The sequence below is a fragment of the Peribacillus sp. NPDC096379 genome, from assembly GCF_044762875.1.
Lineage (GTDB): Bacteria > Bacillota > Bacilli > Bacillales > DSM-1321 > Peribacillus.
In genome coordinates this window covers 590,603-607,210 of record NZ_JBIWFD010000002.1, presented here as the reverse complement: position 1 = coordinate 607,210, position 16,608 = coordinate 590,603, and the positions used below count along the sequence as shown (strand labels likewise).

At 37.4% G+C, this 16,608-nt stretch carries 14 protein-coding genes; all 14 read right to left on the bottom strand.

Annotated features, from left to right (window positions below; genetic code table 11):
* Nucleotides 1-40: 40 nt before the first annotated feature.
* The 14 genes from fliE to ACIQZI_RS11880 all read right to left on the bottom strand — a co-directional run bounded on the left by fliE (nucleotide 41) and on the right by ACIQZI_RS11880 (nucleotide 16,486).
* Entirely contained in the window at nucleotides 41-352 is a 312-nt protein-coding gene (gene fliE, locus ACIQZI_RS11945) for a flagellar hook-basal body complex protein FliE (protein WP_403073317.1), read from the bottom strand.
* Nucleotides 353-369: 17 nt separating this feature from the next.
* Nucleotides 370-825 carry a flagellar basal body rod protein FlgC gene (gene flgC / locus ACIQZI_RS11940; protein ID WP_403073315.1) on the bottom strand — a complete coding sequence of 152 codons (456 nt, stop codon included), beginning with the start codon at nucleotides 823-825 and terminating at the stop codon, nucleotides 370-372.
* Nucleotides 822-1,217 carry a flagellar basal body rod protein FlgB gene (gene flgB / locus ACIQZI_RS11935; RefSeq protein WP_062181177.1) on the bottom strand — a complete coding sequence of 132 codons (396 nt, stop codon included), beginning with the start codon at nucleotides 1,215-1,217 and terminating at the stop codon, nucleotides 822-824. The genes flgC and flgB overlap by 4 nt, the downstream gene beginning before the upstream one ends.
* Before the next feature lie 1,041 nt (nucleotides 1,218-2,258).
* Entirely contained in the window at nucleotides 2,259-3,038 is a 780-nt protein-coding gene (gene codY / locus ACIQZI_RS11930) for a GTP-sensing pleiotropic transcriptional regulator CodY (protein ID WP_062181180.1), read from the bottom strand.
* Nucleotides 3,039-3,169: 131 nt separating this feature from the next.
* On the bottom strand, nucleotides 3,170-4,582 hold the full coding sequence (gene hslU, locus ACIQZI_RS11925; RefSeq protein WP_062181183.1) for an ATP-dependent protease ATPase subunit HslU: 1,413 nt from the start codon (nucleotides 4,580-4,582) through the stop codon (nucleotides 3,170-3,172).
* A gap of 19 nt (nucleotides 4,583-4,601) precedes the next feature.
* On the bottom strand, nucleotides 4,602-5,144 hold the full coding sequence (gene hslV, locus ACIQZI_RS11920) for an ATP-dependent protease subunit HslV (RefSeq protein ID WP_062181185.1): 543 nt from the start codon (nucleotides 5,142-5,144) through the stop codon (nucleotides 4,602-4,604).
* 23 nt (nucleotides 5,145-5,167) lie between these two features.
* Entirely contained in the window at nucleotides 5,168-6,070 is a 903-nt protein-coding gene (gene xerC / locus ACIQZI_RS11915; protein ID WP_062181188.1) for a tyrosine recombinase XerC, read from the bottom strand.
* Between the two features lie 61 nt (nucleotides 6,071-6,131).
* A complete protein-coding gene (gene trmFO, locus ACIQZI_RS11910; RefSeq protein ID WP_403073310.1) occupies nucleotides 6,132-7,439 on the bottom strand; it encodes an FADH(2)-oxidizing methylenetetrahydrofolate--tRNA-(uracil(54)-C(5))-methyltransferase TrmFO in 1,308 nt (435 codons plus the stop codon).
* Nucleotides 7,440-7,923: 484 nt separating this feature from the next.
* Nucleotides 7,924-9,999 (bottom strand): type I DNA topoisomerase, encoded by a 2,076-nt coding sequence (gene topA, locus ACIQZI_RS11905; RefSeq protein WP_062181194.1) that lies wholly within the window; start codon nucleotides 9,997-9,999, stop codon nucleotides 7,924-7,926.
* Nucleotides 10,000-10,506: 507 nt separating this feature from the next.
* Nucleotides 10,507-11,379 carry a DNA-processing protein DprA gene (dprA, locus tag ACIQZI_RS11900; protein ID WP_403073308.1) on the bottom strand — a complete coding sequence of 291 codons (873 nt, stop codon included), beginning with the start codon at nucleotides 11,377-11,379 and terminating at the stop codon, nucleotides 10,507-10,509.
* Between the two features lie 178 nt (nucleotides 11,380-11,557).
* Nucleotides 11,558-12,460, bottom strand: a complete 903-nt coding sequence (gene sucD / locus ACIQZI_RS11895) for a succinate--CoA ligase subunit alpha (protein ID WP_403073306.1) — start codon at nucleotides 12,458-12,460, stop codon at nucleotides 11,558-11,560.
* A 19-nt stretch (nucleotides 12,461-12,479) separates the two neighbouring features.
* Entirely contained in the window at nucleotides 12,480-13,640 is a 1,161-nt protein-coding gene (gene sucC / locus ACIQZI_RS11890) for an ADP-forming succinate--CoA ligase subunit beta (protein WP_062181202.1), read from the bottom strand.
* Nucleotides 13,641-13,953: 313 nt separating this feature from the next.
* A complete protein-coding gene (locus ACIQZI_RS11885) occupies nucleotides 13,954-15,030 on the bottom strand; it encodes a DUF871 domain-containing protein (RefSeq protein ID WP_403074004.1) in 1,077 nt (358 codons plus the stop codon).
* Nucleotides 15,031-15,121: 91 nt separating this feature from the next.
* On the bottom strand, nucleotides 15,122-16,486 hold the full coding sequence (locus ACIQZI_RS11880; protein ID WP_062181208.1) for a PTS transporter subunit EIIC: 1,365 nt from the start codon (nucleotides 16,484-16,486) through the stop codon (nucleotides 15,122-15,124).
* Between the last annotated feature and the right edge of the window lie 122 nt (nucleotides 16,487-16,608).

Here is a 16,608-nt window from a genome sequence, read left to right as displayed (position 1 = left end):
TCAACCGCTCTATGAATTATTGTGGAGTTAAAGATACTTGTCAGATGTTCATTCTCATCATTTCTTGATAAGCTTCCACTGCTTTATTTCGCATTTCTAAAGTTAATTGAAGAGTTACACTTGCCTTTTGTGATGCAATCATTACTTCATGAAGGTCAACATTTTCCCCTTTTGCCATTTTGACTGTTAACTCATCAGAGACAGTTTGTGCTTCATTTACTTTATTCAAAGACTCCTTTAATGCAGCTGCAAAGCTTTGCTGGGCTTTAAATGGTGTAGAGAGTGGTGTTTGTTTTTGCGGGGTGATTGCCGGCAAAGATCCTTGATTAATAGAAATATCCATTCCAGTCATAACATACTATCTCCAATCTATTTTCCAATTTCCAAAGCTTTCATTAACATCCCTTTTGAAGCATTAAATACTGTTACATTTGCTTCGTATGAGCGTGTCGCACTCATTAGGTCAATCATTTCTCTTAACGGGTCAACATTTGGCATTTCCACGTAACCATCTACATTCGCATCCGGATGATTAGGGTTATAGATAAGTTTAAAAGGTGTCTCATCTTTAATAATTCTTGAAACATGTACGCCATTACCAGATCCTGTACTTTTATCCATTGCATTATGTAAATAATTCGAAAATTGATTTCCATTTTCCTGTAACACAACTGATTTTCTTTTGTATGCCTGCCATTGACCATTGACATACTCTGATCGAGTTGTTTCAGCGTTTGCCATATTAGAAGAAATGACATCCATTCTTAACCTTTGACTTGTTAAAGCTGATGCAGTCGTATTTAAACTTTGAAACATTCTAATCATCTTCCTCCCTTAATGACATTTAGCAACGAAGAAAATTTTCCGCTCGTTCTTTCAATTAAAGCATTGTAATAGATTTGATTGGATGCTAGATTACTCATTTGATTGTCGACATCCACACTATTGCCATTATTATTGTACTGTACATTATTTTGAACAAATACTTTACTTAGGTCAGAAGAAAGAGGTTTATATGTAAAATGCCTTTGATCTGTTCGATAAGCTTGAATGGAAGATTCTAAATCCAAACCGAAGGATTTAGATAATTTTACATCTTTCGCTTTATAATTCGGTGTATCTGCATTCGCTATATTTTCAGAAATAATTTTCTGCTTTGTGCTCGAATAATTCAATGCTTGCTCAAGGGTAGTAAAAGTAGAAGAAAAAATGTTCATCGTAACCCTCCTTCGTATTTAATGTTAAAAAAATATAATATCTGTAACAAAAAACACAATTGTATAATAACTATTTTAAAGAAGTTAACGAATGCTGTCCATTAAGATTCGACATAATTAACCATGCCAAAAGAACTATTTTAGTCGTTTTTTGTCTAATTTTGTAACATTTTTTCTATTTAGTGGAATAATTATTACAATATATGCTTTTTATTTCACTGATTAACAAAAATTCGACATAAATAATTCCACATTTGTTAATTGCCCTATTAACTATAAAGAAAATTTTGCATTTTTAACCGATACTTTAGAACTATTTTCAGTGAAATATATTTGAATTATGGCTACAAAATATTGTCATTGACAAAAATCTAGGTAATTAAATACAATTAATATCCTATTTTATGAAATAATTCCCTCTTATACATTATTTTCAGAAAACTCTATCTCAAAGTTTTGATTATCAAAAAGGGGATTAAGGAGAATTTACCTCTATTACAGTTAATCGACACTAACAACATTTTTCTAACATGTGCATTCTCAATTTCACAAAAAACGAAAGGAGGATGCTTCAAAATACGAGATAACAACTATTATGTAGACGTATTTTCAACCTATTTTTTGAAGTTCTGGTTTTTTTATAGAAGGTAAACAAAATGATATGCAGGAAACGTGCTTATCTCATCTAAAAATGAAAGCAATTGTTCTATATCTTAATGGATTTATTCATACAGAAAAAGGGGCGAAATGTAATATAACCAATAAGAGTTTGTAAATTTTGATCGAATAAGTATATAAATGGAGGGGCTGATTATTAATGACAAGCATGGTTTGATACATGGAAGTGATAAGTGCAGGAGAATATAAGAAATCCAAAACTTCATTTTTGAATACTTGATTGATACTAACACAAAGCGAATACCAAATAAATACGGCATGAGTCAGGTACACTACCTAGCTCATGCCGTATTATAGAACTCTTTTTAGGTGTCTACTTGACAGGTCCTCGTTCAACCCTTTAGACATCCTCTAATCAATCAATTAATTATTTTTTAATTTTTCAAGTTCCAATAAAAACTTATCGTTCAAGACTTTAATATACGTACCTTTCATTCCCAATGAACGTGATTCAATGACTCCAGCACTTTCTAATTTTCTTAATGCATTAACAATAACTGATCTAGTGATACCTACACGGTCTGCAATTTTAGATGCAACTAGAAGACCTTCACTGCCTTTTAGTTCCTCGAAAATATGTTCAATTGCTTCCAACTCACTATATGATAATGAGCTAATCGCCATTTGTACGATCGCTTTACTACGCGCTTCTTCTTCAATTTCTTCTGCTTTCTCACGTAGAATCTCCATACCAATTACCGTAGCTCCATATTCAGCTAAAATTAAATCATCATCATGGAATTGTTCTTGAAGACGAGCAAGCATCAAGGTTCCTAAACGCTCTCCACCACCAATAATAGGTACAATTGTTGTCAATCCACTCGCAAACAGTTCTTTGTTCTCAACCGGAAATGCTGTATATTCGCTCTCTATATTTAAATTAGAAGATGTTTCATGTAGATTGAATAAGTTTTTTGTGTATTCCTCAGGGAATTGTCTGTCTTTTAGCATTTGATTTATTCGCTCGTTTTCAATTTGCTGGTTAATAGCAAATCCTAAAAGCTTCCCTCTTCTACTTACAACGTATACATTCGATTCGATAACTTCACTTAAGCTTTCAGCCATTTCTTTAAAATTCACAGGTTGACCAGCCGCATTTTGCAGCATAGAGTTAATTTTTCTTGTTTTTTCTAATAAATTCATTACAGTTTTCCTCCTAAATTGCCTTGCTTCAATGATTAAATAGTTGTTGGGTCCAAATATCGTTTAATCTAGGAGAACTAACGAGTACACTCTCTTATTTGGTGATTCTTCTTTGGTTCATACTTCCTAGATTAAAGAATAAATTGACTTAAATCTTTATTTTGCACAATTGATCCTAGCTTCTCATCTACATATTGCGGAGTAATCTTTATTTTTTCTAATGTAATATCCGGAGCTTCGAATGAAAGATCCTCTAGAAGTCTTTCCATAATTGTATGCAGGCGACGAGCCCCTATATTGTCTGTATTTTGGTTTACTTCAAAAGCAACTTCCGCAATCCTACGAATAGCTTCGTCAGAAAATTCAATTTCTATACCTTCTGTTGCCAATAATGCCATATATTGCTTAATTAATGCATTATCTGGCTCATGAAGGATTCGCACAAAATCATCAACTGACAACTTAGTCAATTCTACACGAATTGGAAAGCGTCCTTGAAGCTCGGGAATTAAATCTGACGGTTTCGCAATATGAAAAGCTCCAGCAGAGATAAATAATACATGATCGGTTTTTACAGAACCATATTTCGTTACAACCGTAGAACCTTCTACAATTGGTAAAATATCACGCTGGACACCTTCTCTAGAAACATCCGCAGAAGAGCTTCCAGATTTCTTACTGGCAATTTTATCAATTTCATCAATAAAAATAATGCCCGTTTGTTCAGCTCTGTACACCGCTTCTTGCGTTACTTCATCCATATCAATCAATTTACCCGCTTCTTCATTCGCTAATACAATTCTTGCTTCACTTACCTTTAATTTTCGCTTCTTTTGCTTTTTAGGCATTAAGCTGCCAAGTGCATCTTGCATATTCATACCCATCTGTTCCATTCCCGAACCTTGGAGCATATCAAACATCGATGCTTGCTGTTCTTCGACTTCAACAGTGATGAGTTCATTTTCTAGTTCACCAAGTGCAAGCTTTTCTTTCACAATTTTCCGCTTTTCCCGCAGGCTTAAGTCTTCGGCTGATTTTGTGGATTCTTCTTCAAAGGAATCATTCGTTCCACCACCAAAAAATACCTCTAGCGGATTTTTAAAATTCGATTGTTTTTTACTTGAAGGAACAAGTAACTCAATCAGGCGGTTATTTGCATTTTCTTCTGCCCGTTCCTTTACGCTTTCTTTCTTTTCTTCTTTGACAAGCCGTACAGATGTTTCAACCAAATCACGAACCATAGACTCAACATCTCTACCGACGTATCCAACTTCAGTAAATTTAGTTGCCTCTATTTTTATAAAAGGAGCACCTACTAGCTTAGCCATTCTTCGAGCAATTTCAGTTTTCCCTACTCCTGTTGGACCGATCATTAGGATGTTTTTAGGAACAACTTCATCACGTAATTGATCGTTCAGTAAACTGCGGCGATAACGATTACGAAGGGCAACAGCTACAGCACGTTTCGCATCACGCTGTCCAACAATGTATTGATCAAGCTTTTCAACGATTTGCCTCGGTGTTAAATTCGATTTGTTTGCCATATCACACAGCTCCTCTCACTTACAATTCTTCTACAATAATATTTGTATTAGTAAACACACAGATTTCTGCAGCTATTTTTAAAGATGATTGAGCGATTTCTTTTGCGGTTAAGTTTTCACCCGAGAATTGCTTTAGCGCACGACCAGCAGCTAAAGCATAGTTCCCTCCAGATCCGATAGCAAGAATTCCGTCATCAGGTTCAATCACTTCACCAGTTCCAGAAACAAGTAGCAAGTCATTTTGATCCATAACAATTAGCATCGCTTCTAATTTGCGCAAAATATTGTCACTCCGCCATTGCTTTGCCAATTCTACAGATGCCCTTTGTAAATTCCCATTATATTCTTCGAGTTTTGCTTCGAACATTTCAAATAATGTAAAAGCATCCGCAACAGAACCAGCAAACCCAGCTAATACTTTTCCGTTAAAAAGCCGACGTACCTTTCTCGCCGTATGCTTCATCACTACTGAATTTCCTAACGTAACCTGCCCATCTCCGGACATGGCACATTCACCTTTATGCGAAATAGCAAAAATTGTAGTTGCATGAAATTCTCCCATAACGATTCTCCTTTTAAAAGCTGTTAAGCTCTCGGATGTGATGCATTGTAAACTTTTCTTAATTGTTCTTTTGTTACATGTGTATAAATTTGTGTTGACGAAATTTTAGAATGGCCCAATAATTCTTGGACTGTCCTTAAATCCGCACCATTATTCAAAAGATGTGTGGCAAATGAATGCCTCAGCATATGAGGATGCAATTCTATATCTTTTGCAACTTTTTTTATAATTGCTGTTAGTATATAACGCACCCCTCTTGGTGTTAGTGGATCTCCACGAAAATTTATTAACAAAAAGGGATGGGACTTCGTATGTGCGGTCATCACTTTTGCTCTTCCATCTTGTATGTAAGAAGCTAGAGCATCTTTGGCATATTGGCCCAATGGCATATAGCGGTCTTTTTTTCCTTTACCATGTACTAAAACGGTACCTAGAGAAAAATCAAGATCTTGAAGCTTAATATCACAGCCTTCACTGACACGTATCCCAGTTGCATATAACAATTCCAATAAAGCAGCATCTCTTAATCCCATTGGTGAATCAAGTTCCAGTGATGAAAACAATTGATTCAACTCTTCTTCGTATAAAAAACGCGGCAACTTTTGATCTTTTTTAGGAAGCGTTACAAGGGAGAAAGGGTTCTCTTTCACAAGCCCCTCACGCATTAAAAATTTATAAAAACTCCGTAAGCAGGATGTTTTCCTTGCAACTGTTCGTTTGGAAAGATTTCTTTCGTATAACTGCGTCAAAAATAAGCGCGCATCAAAATATTCAACAGAATCAATCGACTGCATACCTTGTTCAGTCATGAACAAAACAAATTCTTCGATATCCCGTTGATAACTTTCAATGGTATAGTGTGAACAATTTTTTTCGATTTGCAAATATTCTATAAAAGAAGGTAAAGCTTGATTTGCGTATAACATTCAGTACACCTCGCAAAGGCTATTAAATAGTATCACATTTTAATATCGGAGGCAAACAAATTTACAAATTCTTCATAAATTTCTGAATTGTTTCCAACGCTCTAGATGCATGCTTCTCATTTCGTTCTTTCTTCCCTCTGATTTTCTCATCAAGCTCTGGAAAAATACCAAAGTTTGCATTCATTGGTTGGAATGTTTTTGCATTGGTGGCTGTTATATATCGCGCCATGCTACCGATTGCCGTTTCAGCTGGGAATGTAACTGGTTCCTGCCCTAATGCCACTTTCGCGGCATTAATACCAGCAACTAGTCCTGAGGCTGCTGATTCTACGTACCCTTCAACACCTGTCATTTGACCAGCAAAAAATAAATCTTCACGATTCTTAAATTGATAAGTCGGTTTTAATACTTTAGGTGAATTAATGAACGTATTTCGATGCATAACCCCGTAACGTACAATTTCCGCATTCTCAAGACCTGGAATTAATTGAAGGACTTCCTTTTGAGGCCCCCATTTTAAATGTGTCTGAAAACCGACAAGATTGTAAAGAGTTCCGGCTGCGTCATCTTGACGTAATTGAATAACGGCATATGGCCTTTTTCCTGTTTTCGGATCTTCAAGACCAACAGGTTTCAGCGGTCCAAATAACATCGTTTTTTTCCCTCTAGACGCCATTACTTCGATCGGCATACAACCTTCGAAGAAGATTTCCTTCTCAAACTCCTTAAGTGGAACAGTCTCTGCAGCAATAAGCGCATCATAAAAACGGTTGAATTCTTCTTCAGTCATCGGACAATTCAAATATGCTGCCTCTCCCTTATCATAGCGAGATTTCAGATATACCTTATCCATATTGATGCTGTCTCTTTCAATAATCGGCGCAGCTGCATCATAAAAGTACAAATATTCTTCATCCATAATTTCCTGCAGCTTTTCTGAAAGCGCTTGGCTTGTTAAGGGCCCTGTTGCAATGATAGTCGGACCTTCAGGTATTTCTGCCATTTCTTCATTCACTACCGTAACATTGGGATGATTTCTCACCAACTCTGTCACTTTGCCGGCAAATTCATGGCGGTCAACCGCCAAAGCTCCTCCTGCTGGAACCGCACATGCATCTGCAGCTAGCATGATGACGGAATTCAGCTGCCGCATTTCTTCTTTCAAAACTCCAACAGCGTTTGTCAAAGCATTGGCACGCAAAGAGTTGCTACAAACAAGTTCAGCAAATTTATCTGTATGGTGGGCAGGTGTTTGCTTAACAGGCCGCATTTCGTATAGATTCACTTTAACTCCACGATTAGCAAGTTGCCAGACCGCTTCACTACCAGCTAGTCCAGCCCCGATTACATTGACAACTGTTTCTTTCATTTTACGTACCTCCGCATATAAATATGAATATGAATATCAAGTATATGTAAATCATGCTTATCTTTCCCAAACACTCACAACGAGAAATCGTTTCTGTTACTATCAGCAATAGTAAATTATATAACCTACAGAAACTCCTTGTCCACTGCATTTTACCTTACATACAGGAAAGATGAAAGTTTCAAGCATTATCACCAACTATTTACTAATAAATACCTCTCTCTCTTACATTTTTGTCAGTAAAAGGAGACGTAATGAGAGTTAATCGACATCACTTACCAATTATATAAAAAACTAGATGATGTGTAATTTTATAAAGTGACACTTCATTCAGTCGGGTTTTCTTCATCCGCCATCTAAACTCTAAACCTTTAGGTGCATGCTTTACTGCCCGGTAATGCAGATTAAAATAGTCACTCTACGCCAATATAAAAGTTTCTTTTAAATAAAGTTAAAAAGGTGAGCTATACACTCACCTTAAAAACTAATTCTGTGGTGTTTCTTTATAGTCACAGTTTACACACTGTACTTGTACACCTTTTTTCAATTTTTTCTCTACTAATGTTGCTTCACATTTCGGACATGGTCTTGGTAGTGGTTTGTCCCAAGAAATAAAGTCACACTCCGGATAACGATCACATCCATAGAATAGGCGGCGTTTTTTACTTTTTCTTTCAATAATATTACCATCATGACACTTCGGACATTTCACACCGATTTCTTTCACTATCGGTTTTGTATTGCGGCAATCCGGAAAATTACTACAGGCCATAAATTTCCCATAGCGGCCCATTTTGAAAACCATTGGATTTCCGCATTCCTCACAGTCTTCCCCTGCCGGTTCATCCTTGATTTCTACTTTTTCCATTTCTGCTTCTGCTTTTATTAGATGGACTTCGAATTCCTTATAAAATTCATCAATTACTTGGACCCATTCTATATTACCGGCCTCAACATTATCGAATTCGCGTTCCATTTTAGCGGTGAATGCCAAGTCAAGTACATCCGGAAAGAACTCCATAATTAATTCTAGAACAATTTCTCCTAGCTCTGTCGGTATAAAACGTTTATTATCGAGCGATACATACCCTCTTTTTTGAATGGTATCTAAAGTTGGTGCATATGTGGAAGGGCGTCCTATTCCTAATTCTTCAAGCATTTTTACAAGTCTTGCCTCCGTATATCTTGGCGGTGGCTGAGTGAAATGCTGCTTCGGTTCGATATCTTTTGAAAAAAACGTATCGCCTTCCTTCACTTCAGGAAGCATATTTTCTTTTTCTTCCACTGAATCATCAGTACCTTCTACGTATACTTTCATGAATCCAGGAAACTTTATTTTAGAACCATTTGCTCTAAAAATAATATCAGCATTAATTAAATCAACTGTCATCGTATCCATAACCGCTGATGCCATCTGACTAGATACTAAGCGCTCCCAAATTAATTTATATAAGCGAAATTGGTCTCTCGATAAATATTCTTTAACGGAACTAGGATCTCTAAGCGAACTAGTCGGCCTGACTGCTTCGTGAGCATCTTGGGAATTCGTTTGCTTTTTATCTTTTCGTTCTTCCTTTAGAATATATTCCTGACCATATGCATTTCCGATAAAACTACGAACTTCTTCTTTAGCACTGTCTGAAATACGAGTGGAATCTGTTCTCATATAAGTGATTAATCCAATCGTTCCTTCTTTTCCTAGTTCGATCCCCTCATACAGCTGCTGAGCTAGCATCATTGTTTTTCTTGCACGGAAATTCAACTTTCTTGCAGCTTCTTGTTGTAGCGAAGATGTTGTAAATGGGGCTGCAGGGTTACGTTTTCTTTCCTTTTTTGTCACCTTATTGATTTTGAATTCACTTCCGGTGATGGCATCCAATACCTGTTTAACATCATCTTCTGACTTAAGTTCAACACGTTTTCCTGCTTTACTGAAAAAAGATCCTTCGAATTGGTCATTCCCTTTAAGAAAATCGGATTTAATCGTCCAATATTCTTCTGGCTCAAAGCCCTTAATTTCTTTTTCCCGGTCAATGATCATCCGTACCGCAACAGACTGAACACGTCCAGCACTTAGACCTTTTTTGACTTTCTTCCATAATAAAGGACTAATGTTGTATCCGACTAAACGATCAAGGATTCTTCGTGCTTGCTGAGCATCCACTAAATCCATATTGATTGGACGAGGGGTTTTAAACGACTCTTTAATTGCTTCTTTTGTAATTTCATTAAATACCACTCGACAATCTGATGCAATATCTACACCTAGACTGTGAGCTAAATGCCATGCAATCGCTTCCCCTTCCCTGTCAGGGTCAGCTGCGAGATAGATTTTCTTCGCTTTTTTTGCAGCTGTTTTCAGTTCCTTTAGTACAGGACCTTTTCCACGAATTGTGATATATTTCGGGTTATACTCATGTTCGACATCTACACCCATTTGACTCTTAGGCAAATCACGAACATGTCCCATAGAAGCTCTTACTTTATATTTCTTTCCTAAATAACGTTCTATTGTTTTCGCCTTTGCTGGTGATTCCACTATTACCAAGTATTCTGACATTCAATCAATCCTCCTCAAGAGGTAATATAAATCTTCACTATTATTAATCATAGAAAAATCATTTGTCAATCTTCTTTCATTTTTTATTTTATTTCGCATATAAGAAATTGATTTCAAAAAAGAGATTAAAACAGGACTATGATGCAAAATCTATACTAGTATTACTAAATTATCAACCTTTTTCTATAGATTTTTATTTTTTTCAAGAAAGGAATAAATTTATGTAATTCACGAAAATTCTTGGTACATATTTCACTATTTGTATATCTATTATAATAATCTGACTATGCTTTTTTTTCATTATAATCAGATTTCTTTCAATAGGAAATAGGTTTTATAAAGTGACTCTTCATTCAGTGGGGGTCTTACCGCCCGTTAATACAGGATAAAATAAAAAAGAGGACACCTCGAAAAGACTGCCCTCCTCCATTCAAATCGTTTATTTTCACACTAAGACTTAACACCTAGGAAACTCGTATTCAATAGAAGAAAATAGGTGTAAATTACTTAATATACGATCTCTACGTCAATGTCTGCTGCTGTAAGTACCATCTTAGCTCCTTCTTGAATCAAGAAATTCGACCCGTCTGATAATTCGCTCGTAATGTTTCCTGGTATCGCAAAAACCTCACGCCCTTGCTCCAATGCAAGATTCGCTGTTATCAGAGAACCACTTCTCGCCTTTGCTTCAACAACAAATACCCCTTTGGATAATCCACTAATAATTCGGTTTCTTACCGGAAACATCCATGGTTCGGGGCGTCTTGATGGCGGAGTTTCTGAAATGAGTAATCCGTATTTGATTATATTTGTGGCCAAGGGAATATTGCTAACAGGATACATATGATAGTGGCCACCTCCGAGAATACCGATTGTCTTTCCTTTGCAAGCGATCGCTATTCGATGTGCAGCAGCATCAATTCCTGTCGCTACGCCACTGATAATGACATAATCCTTCTTAATAAGAGGTGGCAATACCCTTTTTAGGGCTTCCACACCGTACTCAGACGGCTGTCTCGATCCGACCACCCCTAAACTGTGCTCAAAGGTTAACAAGCTTCTATCACCTCTTAAATAAAGAACCCAAGGCGGATCATAGATTTGTTTTAAGAGATTTGGATAATCATCATCTACGATCGTTACAATTTCAATATCATTATTTTTATATTGTTGAATCAGTTCTTGAATATTTAAATGATGAAGATCATGATAAAAGATTTGTAGTTTAGTAACAGGGATTGGAAGGATTTTTTGCCATTGGGTAAAGGATTGAGTATAAAGTGTCGTTAGAGAGGGGTCTGCTAAAAGAATCTTTTTCATGGTTTGCCATCCTACACCGCGACAATGGTGTAAATGAATGATTTTATCGGTAATGTTCAATGTAGATCACTCCTATAGCGGTTTTTAACGTGGGGAACAATCGTTGACAAAATTAGAGGCTGTCTCAAAAGAGGAAGACCTCGGAACAACACACAGTATTACGTCTTATATACGCACTGTATTTTTCGTAGTTGCTGTCTCAAAACCATGGTTTTGAGACAGCCTCATGTATCAAAAATTAATTTGTCTTACATTGTTCGTAGATGCCTTTTTCTTTTAGGACAGTAATTAGTGTTTCACCCATTACAGCTGGGGTTTCAGCGACTTTAATTCCACATTCATTCATAACGCGGATTTTTTCATCTGCTGTTCCTTTTCCACCAGAGATGATTGCACCAGCATGTCCCATTCTTTTTCCTGGAGGAGCTGTGCGCCCACCGATGAAGCCAACAACCGGTTTCGTCATATTAGCTGCTACCCATTTCGCAGCTTCTTCTTCAGCAGTTCCACCAATTTCACCAATCATGATGACTGCATATGTTTCAGGATCTTCATTGAATTCTTTAAGCACATCGATGAAGTTTGTTCCATTTACTGGATCTCCACCAATTCCAACTGCACTAGTTTGTCCAATCCCAGCTTGTGTCAATTGATGAACGGCTTCATACGTTAACGTACCAGAGCGAGAAACGACACCAACATGACCTTTTGTATGGATGTATCCTGGCATAATGCCAATTTTACATTCATCTGCCGTAATAACGCCTGGACAGTTTGGTCCAATTAAGCGAGTTTTCTTGCCTTCCATATAACGCTTCACTTTCACCATATCCATAACTGGGATATGTTCTGTAATACAAATTGCAAGATCTAATTCTGCATCTGTTGCTTCTAGAATCGCATCTGCGGCAAATGGAGCTGGTACATAAATCACGGATGCAGTGGCACCAGTTGCATTAACAGCTTCAAGCACTGTGTTATAAACTGGCACACCTTCAACTTCAGTTCCACCTTTTCCTGGAGTTACTCCACCAACAATCTTTGTTCCATATTCCAACATTTGTTTTGTGTGAAATAAAGCCGTTGAACCAGTAATACCTTGAACAATGACCTTAGTATCTTTATTAATAAATACGCCCATTTTTGGTCCCCCCTGCCTATTATCCTACAAGTGATACGATTTTTTGTGCACCGTCTGCCATCGATTCAGCAGGTGTCAAATTCAAACCGGAATCTTTCAAAATCTGTTTACCTAGTTCAACGTTTGTCCCTTCAAGACGAACAACAACTGGAACATCAAGCCCTAATTGTTTAGCTGCTTCAACCACACCTTCAGCAATTACATCACACTTCATAATTCCGCCAAAAATGTTTACAAAAATACCTTTTACATTTTTGTCAGATAAAATAATTTTGAATGCTTCTGTAACTTTTTCTGCAGTCGCACCGCCGCCAACATCAAGGAAGTTCGCTGGGTCGCCACTGTAATGTTTGATGATATCCATCGTAGACATCGCAAGACCTGCACCGTTTACCATACAACCGATATTTCCAGTTAATGAAATATAGCTTAAGTCATATTTCGATGCTTCAATTTCTTTTGGATCTTCTTCGTCAAGATCACGGTATTCTAAAATATCTTTATGACGGAATAAAGCGTTATCATCAAAGTTCATTTTAGCGTCCAATGCCATTACACTTCCGTCACCTGTTATTACAAGTGGATTGATTTCTGCAATTGAACAATCTTTTTCAACAAATGCAGTATATAGACCCAACATGAACTTTACAGTTTTATTGATTAATTCCTTAGGGATATTAATATTAAAAGCAATTCTCCTAGCTTGGAATGCTGATAAACCAACAACTGGATCAATTACTTCCTTAAAGATTTTTTCAGGTGTCTTTTCTGCCACTTCTTCGATTTCCGTTCCGCCTTCTTCTGAAGCCATTAGAACGACACGCGATGTATCACGGTCCAAAACAAGACCCACATAGTACTCTTTCTTAATGTCGCAGCCTTCTTCAATCAACAGACGCTTCACTTCTTGCCCTTCAGGACCAGTTTGGTGAGTGATAAGCGTTTTCCCAAGAATTTCTTCTGCATATGTACGCGCTTCATCAAGATTTTTCGCAACCTTAACACCGCCCGCTTTACCGCGGCCGCCTGCGTGAATTTGAGCTTTCACAACAACAACTTCTGTTCCTAGTTCTTTGGCGGCCTCAACGGCTTCCTCAACAGTGTATGCTACACGGCCACTCGGAACAGATACCCCGTATTGTTTGAGGATCTCTTTACCTTGATACTCATGGATATTCATTTCCCATCCTCCTTGTCAACTATAAAACTATTAAAATGATAAAACGCAAAACACATATCCCATTTTACACCAAATTCGAATGATGTACATGATAAACATGTTAAAAAGCCGGAATTAAACAACCAATCATTTTAATCCGTCTCATCGAAATGGTCCTAACTTCTCTTCGATTTACAGAGAAGCTAACTATATTAAATATAACGTTTTCATATGGGATGAAATAGCTTACGTTTTCATTGTATATAATGGAATTTTACTTGTCTACTTAAACCCACTAAAACTTTTCTACAATTCTTTTTACTCCGAGAATTAGCTAGTTCAATAAATGATCTATAATGGTGAAATCTTGACCTGATTTTATATACTTTAATAGACTTAGGTCTTCCTCAATAACTCGGCCGACTACATTTACTTTTCCATTAATCGGCAAATTCCTTTTCACAATTTGCATTTCCCCTTGATAACGACCATACCGTTCATTATCGATCGTTATGCTACCTACTACTCTTTCAGTTGTATTCTCGGGGTGAATGCTATAATTCTGGTTCGCGGTATAAATTCTTGATGTTTCTGATCGAATGACATCCCGCGCAGCATCCATGCGATTACAATGGTCTAGGGCGATGATGGATTTTGTTGGCGGATGCTGTGTATATAAGATACTTCTTAGCGGAATTGTACCATCCATTACTTTTTTAAATTGGAAAATGGTATCTTTTTTAAGCGAAATGTCTCCAATCGCCACCTTGTCTACACCGCATGCATGAATTAACTCAAGATAAGATTGAAAGGGCGATACATTACGGTGTTTCTCGAGTGTAGGCAATCCATCGTAAAGTGGCCCTCTGAGCACCCCATCTCCTGGAGCAAATGCCATTACCTTAAATCCTAATTTCTTAAGCATCGTGTTTTGTTTAATAAAGTCCCCCTTATCAAGACCTGTTTCGATTCGAGGATAATAATTATGCCATGCCTCTGTTTGATTCAGATTGATATTTTCTTTTAAAAGATCTTGAAAAAAATCAAGATTAATTGTACTCGCATTCAACGCAATCTTCATAGTGTGTGAAAGTTTAGCAATGGTAGAGGGCTCCATGCCATAATCAACCCTTAATCCATTTACTCCCCACTCCTTTATTTCTCCAATGGTTTCCGGTGTGAATCCTAAAAGCTGAAAGGCAATAGGAGAAATGTCGGCCATCAAATCCATATTGTATGATAGCGCCTGTCTACCTAAAGTTTTTAGTAAGTCCTTAAAGTGAGTCGAATCGTCTTCAGGTATATGAATTGAGGTGAAAATAAACTGAAATCCCACCTGTGACATTTCTTTTAGATACGCATCCTGTTCTTCATCACTTATGTGTCCAAGATAAACTGAACATCCTAACATCATCATTCCTCCTACACAAGTCGTTTAAATTCAAAAAAGAAGAGGGTGTCCCATAACGAAAGGTCACACCCTTTCGGAACACCTCTTCCCATCACTTAATATTATCAGCCATTCCTTCTTTAAAACCGAAAAGGTAGGTGAAAATAAAGCCAAAAGCATACGCAACTAAAAGCCCGAGAAAATACATCACATATTTCCCATCGATTAGCGGAATAAGTGATAGACCTGATACTCCAATCCCCGTTGAAGCCGTTTGTGCAAATGCCTGGAAAGCGCCACCCATTGCACCGCCAAGACAAGCAGTTAAAAACGGCCGCCCAAGTGGTAATGTAACCCCGTAAAGTAAGGGTTCGCCAATTCCTAAAAATCCAACAGGCAATCCACCCTTGATAATATTCTTCAATTTCTTATTTTTCGTTTTGACAAAAATAGCAATAGCTGCACCGACTTGACCAGCTCCAGCCATCGCTAAAATTGGAAGCAGAATTGTAACACCAGTACTCGAGATTAATTCCATATGGATTGGGGTTAAGCCGTGGTGAAGACCGACCATTACAAGTGGTAAGAATGTACCTGCTAGTATAAAGCCGGCGAATACTCCACCATATTCAATAATCGCATTAATTCCATTTGTAATTCCTGCTGTAAAATAACCGCCAATTGGCTGGATTAGCAATAACGTTAAAAAACCAACAAATAAGACCGTAATTAAAGGTGTTAAAATAATATCAACGGCATTTGGGATGATTGTACGAACTCGTTTTTCGGTAGCGGCCATCAGCCAGGCTGCAAAGATCACAGCAAATAATCCGCCACGTCCCGGTTGAAGCGCTTCTCCAAACAACTCTACGGTGGCAAGGGCAGGGTTGAAGATGAAGATTCCAGCAATGGCCCCGAGTGCCGGTGTGCCACCAAATTCTTTTGCCGTATTCCAACCGACAAGTACACCTAAGTAGGCAAAAATACCGCCACCCATAAATAATAATAACTGCATCCAAGTTGCTGTAGGATCAACACCTGCGTTCTTGGCAAAGTTGGCTGCTCCATTTATAATACCTGAAGCAACTAAAGCAGGGATTAGTGGGATAAAAATATTACCGATTTTTCTTAGCAAATTTTTAAAAGGTGTATTGTTTTTCGAACGTATTTCATTGTGCTTTATCGTTGCTAAATCATCCAATTTTTCTTCATCCACTTCACCTACAGCAAGACCTGTAAGCGCACTCATTTCTAAAGCCACTTTATTTACCAACCCTGGTCCGATGACAATCTGTAAGGTTTCGTCCTCAATAACTCCCATTACCCCTTCTACCGCTTTAATTTCGACAATGTTTGCTTTGCCAGCATCTTTCAACTGCAAGCGTAGTCTAGTCATACAATGAGCAACTTGACTAATATTCGAGGCTCCTCCGACTTTTTCACTTATCTCTTTTGCTAAGCGTTCTTCCTTTCTCATTTCTTTCCCCCACCCTCTTTATTAGATGACTAATTTCCATGAAATAATTTTAATCGAACCAACTCCATTTCCAGATTTTCAGGAGTTGGTTCATTCTATGATGCTGATACGAAAAACATGTT

Bases quoted from the DNA above. Each gene is read 5' to 3' on its own strand.
- fliE (WP_403073317.1), bottom strand. From the start codon at position 352: ATGACTGGAATGGATATTTCTATTAATCAAGGATCTTTGCCGGCAATC.
- flgC (WP_403073315.1), bottom strand. From the start codon at position 825: ATGATTAGAATGTTTCAAAGTTTAAATACGACTGCATCAGCTTTAACA.
- flgB (WP_062181177.1), bottom strand. From the start codon at position 1,217: ATGAACATTTTTTCTTCTACTTTTACTACCCTTGAGCAAGCATTGAAT.
- codY (WP_062181180.1), bottom strand. From the start codon at position 3,038: ATGAATTTATTAGAAAAAACAAGAAAAATTAACTCTATGCTGCAAAAT.
- hslU (WP_062181183.1), bottom strand. From the start codon at position 4,582: ATGGCAAACAAATCGAATTTAACACCGAGGCAAATCGTTGAAAAGCTT.
- hslV (WP_062181185.1), bottom strand. From the start codon at position 5,144: ATGGGAGAATTTCATGCAACTACAATTTTTGCTATTTCGCATAAAGGT.
- xerC (WP_062181188.1), bottom strand. From the start codon at position 6,070: ATGTTATACGCAAATCAAGCTTTACCTTCTTTTATAGAATATTTGCAA.
- trmFO (WP_403073310.1), bottom strand. From the start codon at position 7,439: ATGAAAGAAACAGTTGTCAATGTAATCGGGGCTGGACTAGCTGGTAGT.
- topA (WP_062181194.1), bottom strand. From the start codon at position 9,999: ATGTCAGAATACTTGGTAATAGTGGAATCACCAGCAAAGGCGAAAACA.
- sucD (WP_403073306.1), bottom strand. From the start codon at position 12,460: ATGGGCGTATTTATTAATAAAGATACTAAGGTCATTGTTCAAGGTATT.
- sucC (WP_062181202.1), bottom strand. From the start codon at position 13,640: ATGAATATCCATGAGTATCAAGGTAAAGAGATCCTCAAACAATACGGG.
- ACIQZI_RS11885 (WP_403074004.1), bottom strand. From the start codon at position 15,030: ATGTTAGGATGTTCAGTTTATCTTGGACACATAAGTGATGAAGAACAG.
- ACIQZI_RS11880 (WP_062181208.1), bottom strand. From the start codon at position 16,486: ATGAGAAAGGAAGAACGCTTAGCAAAAGAGATAAGTGAAAAAGTCGGA.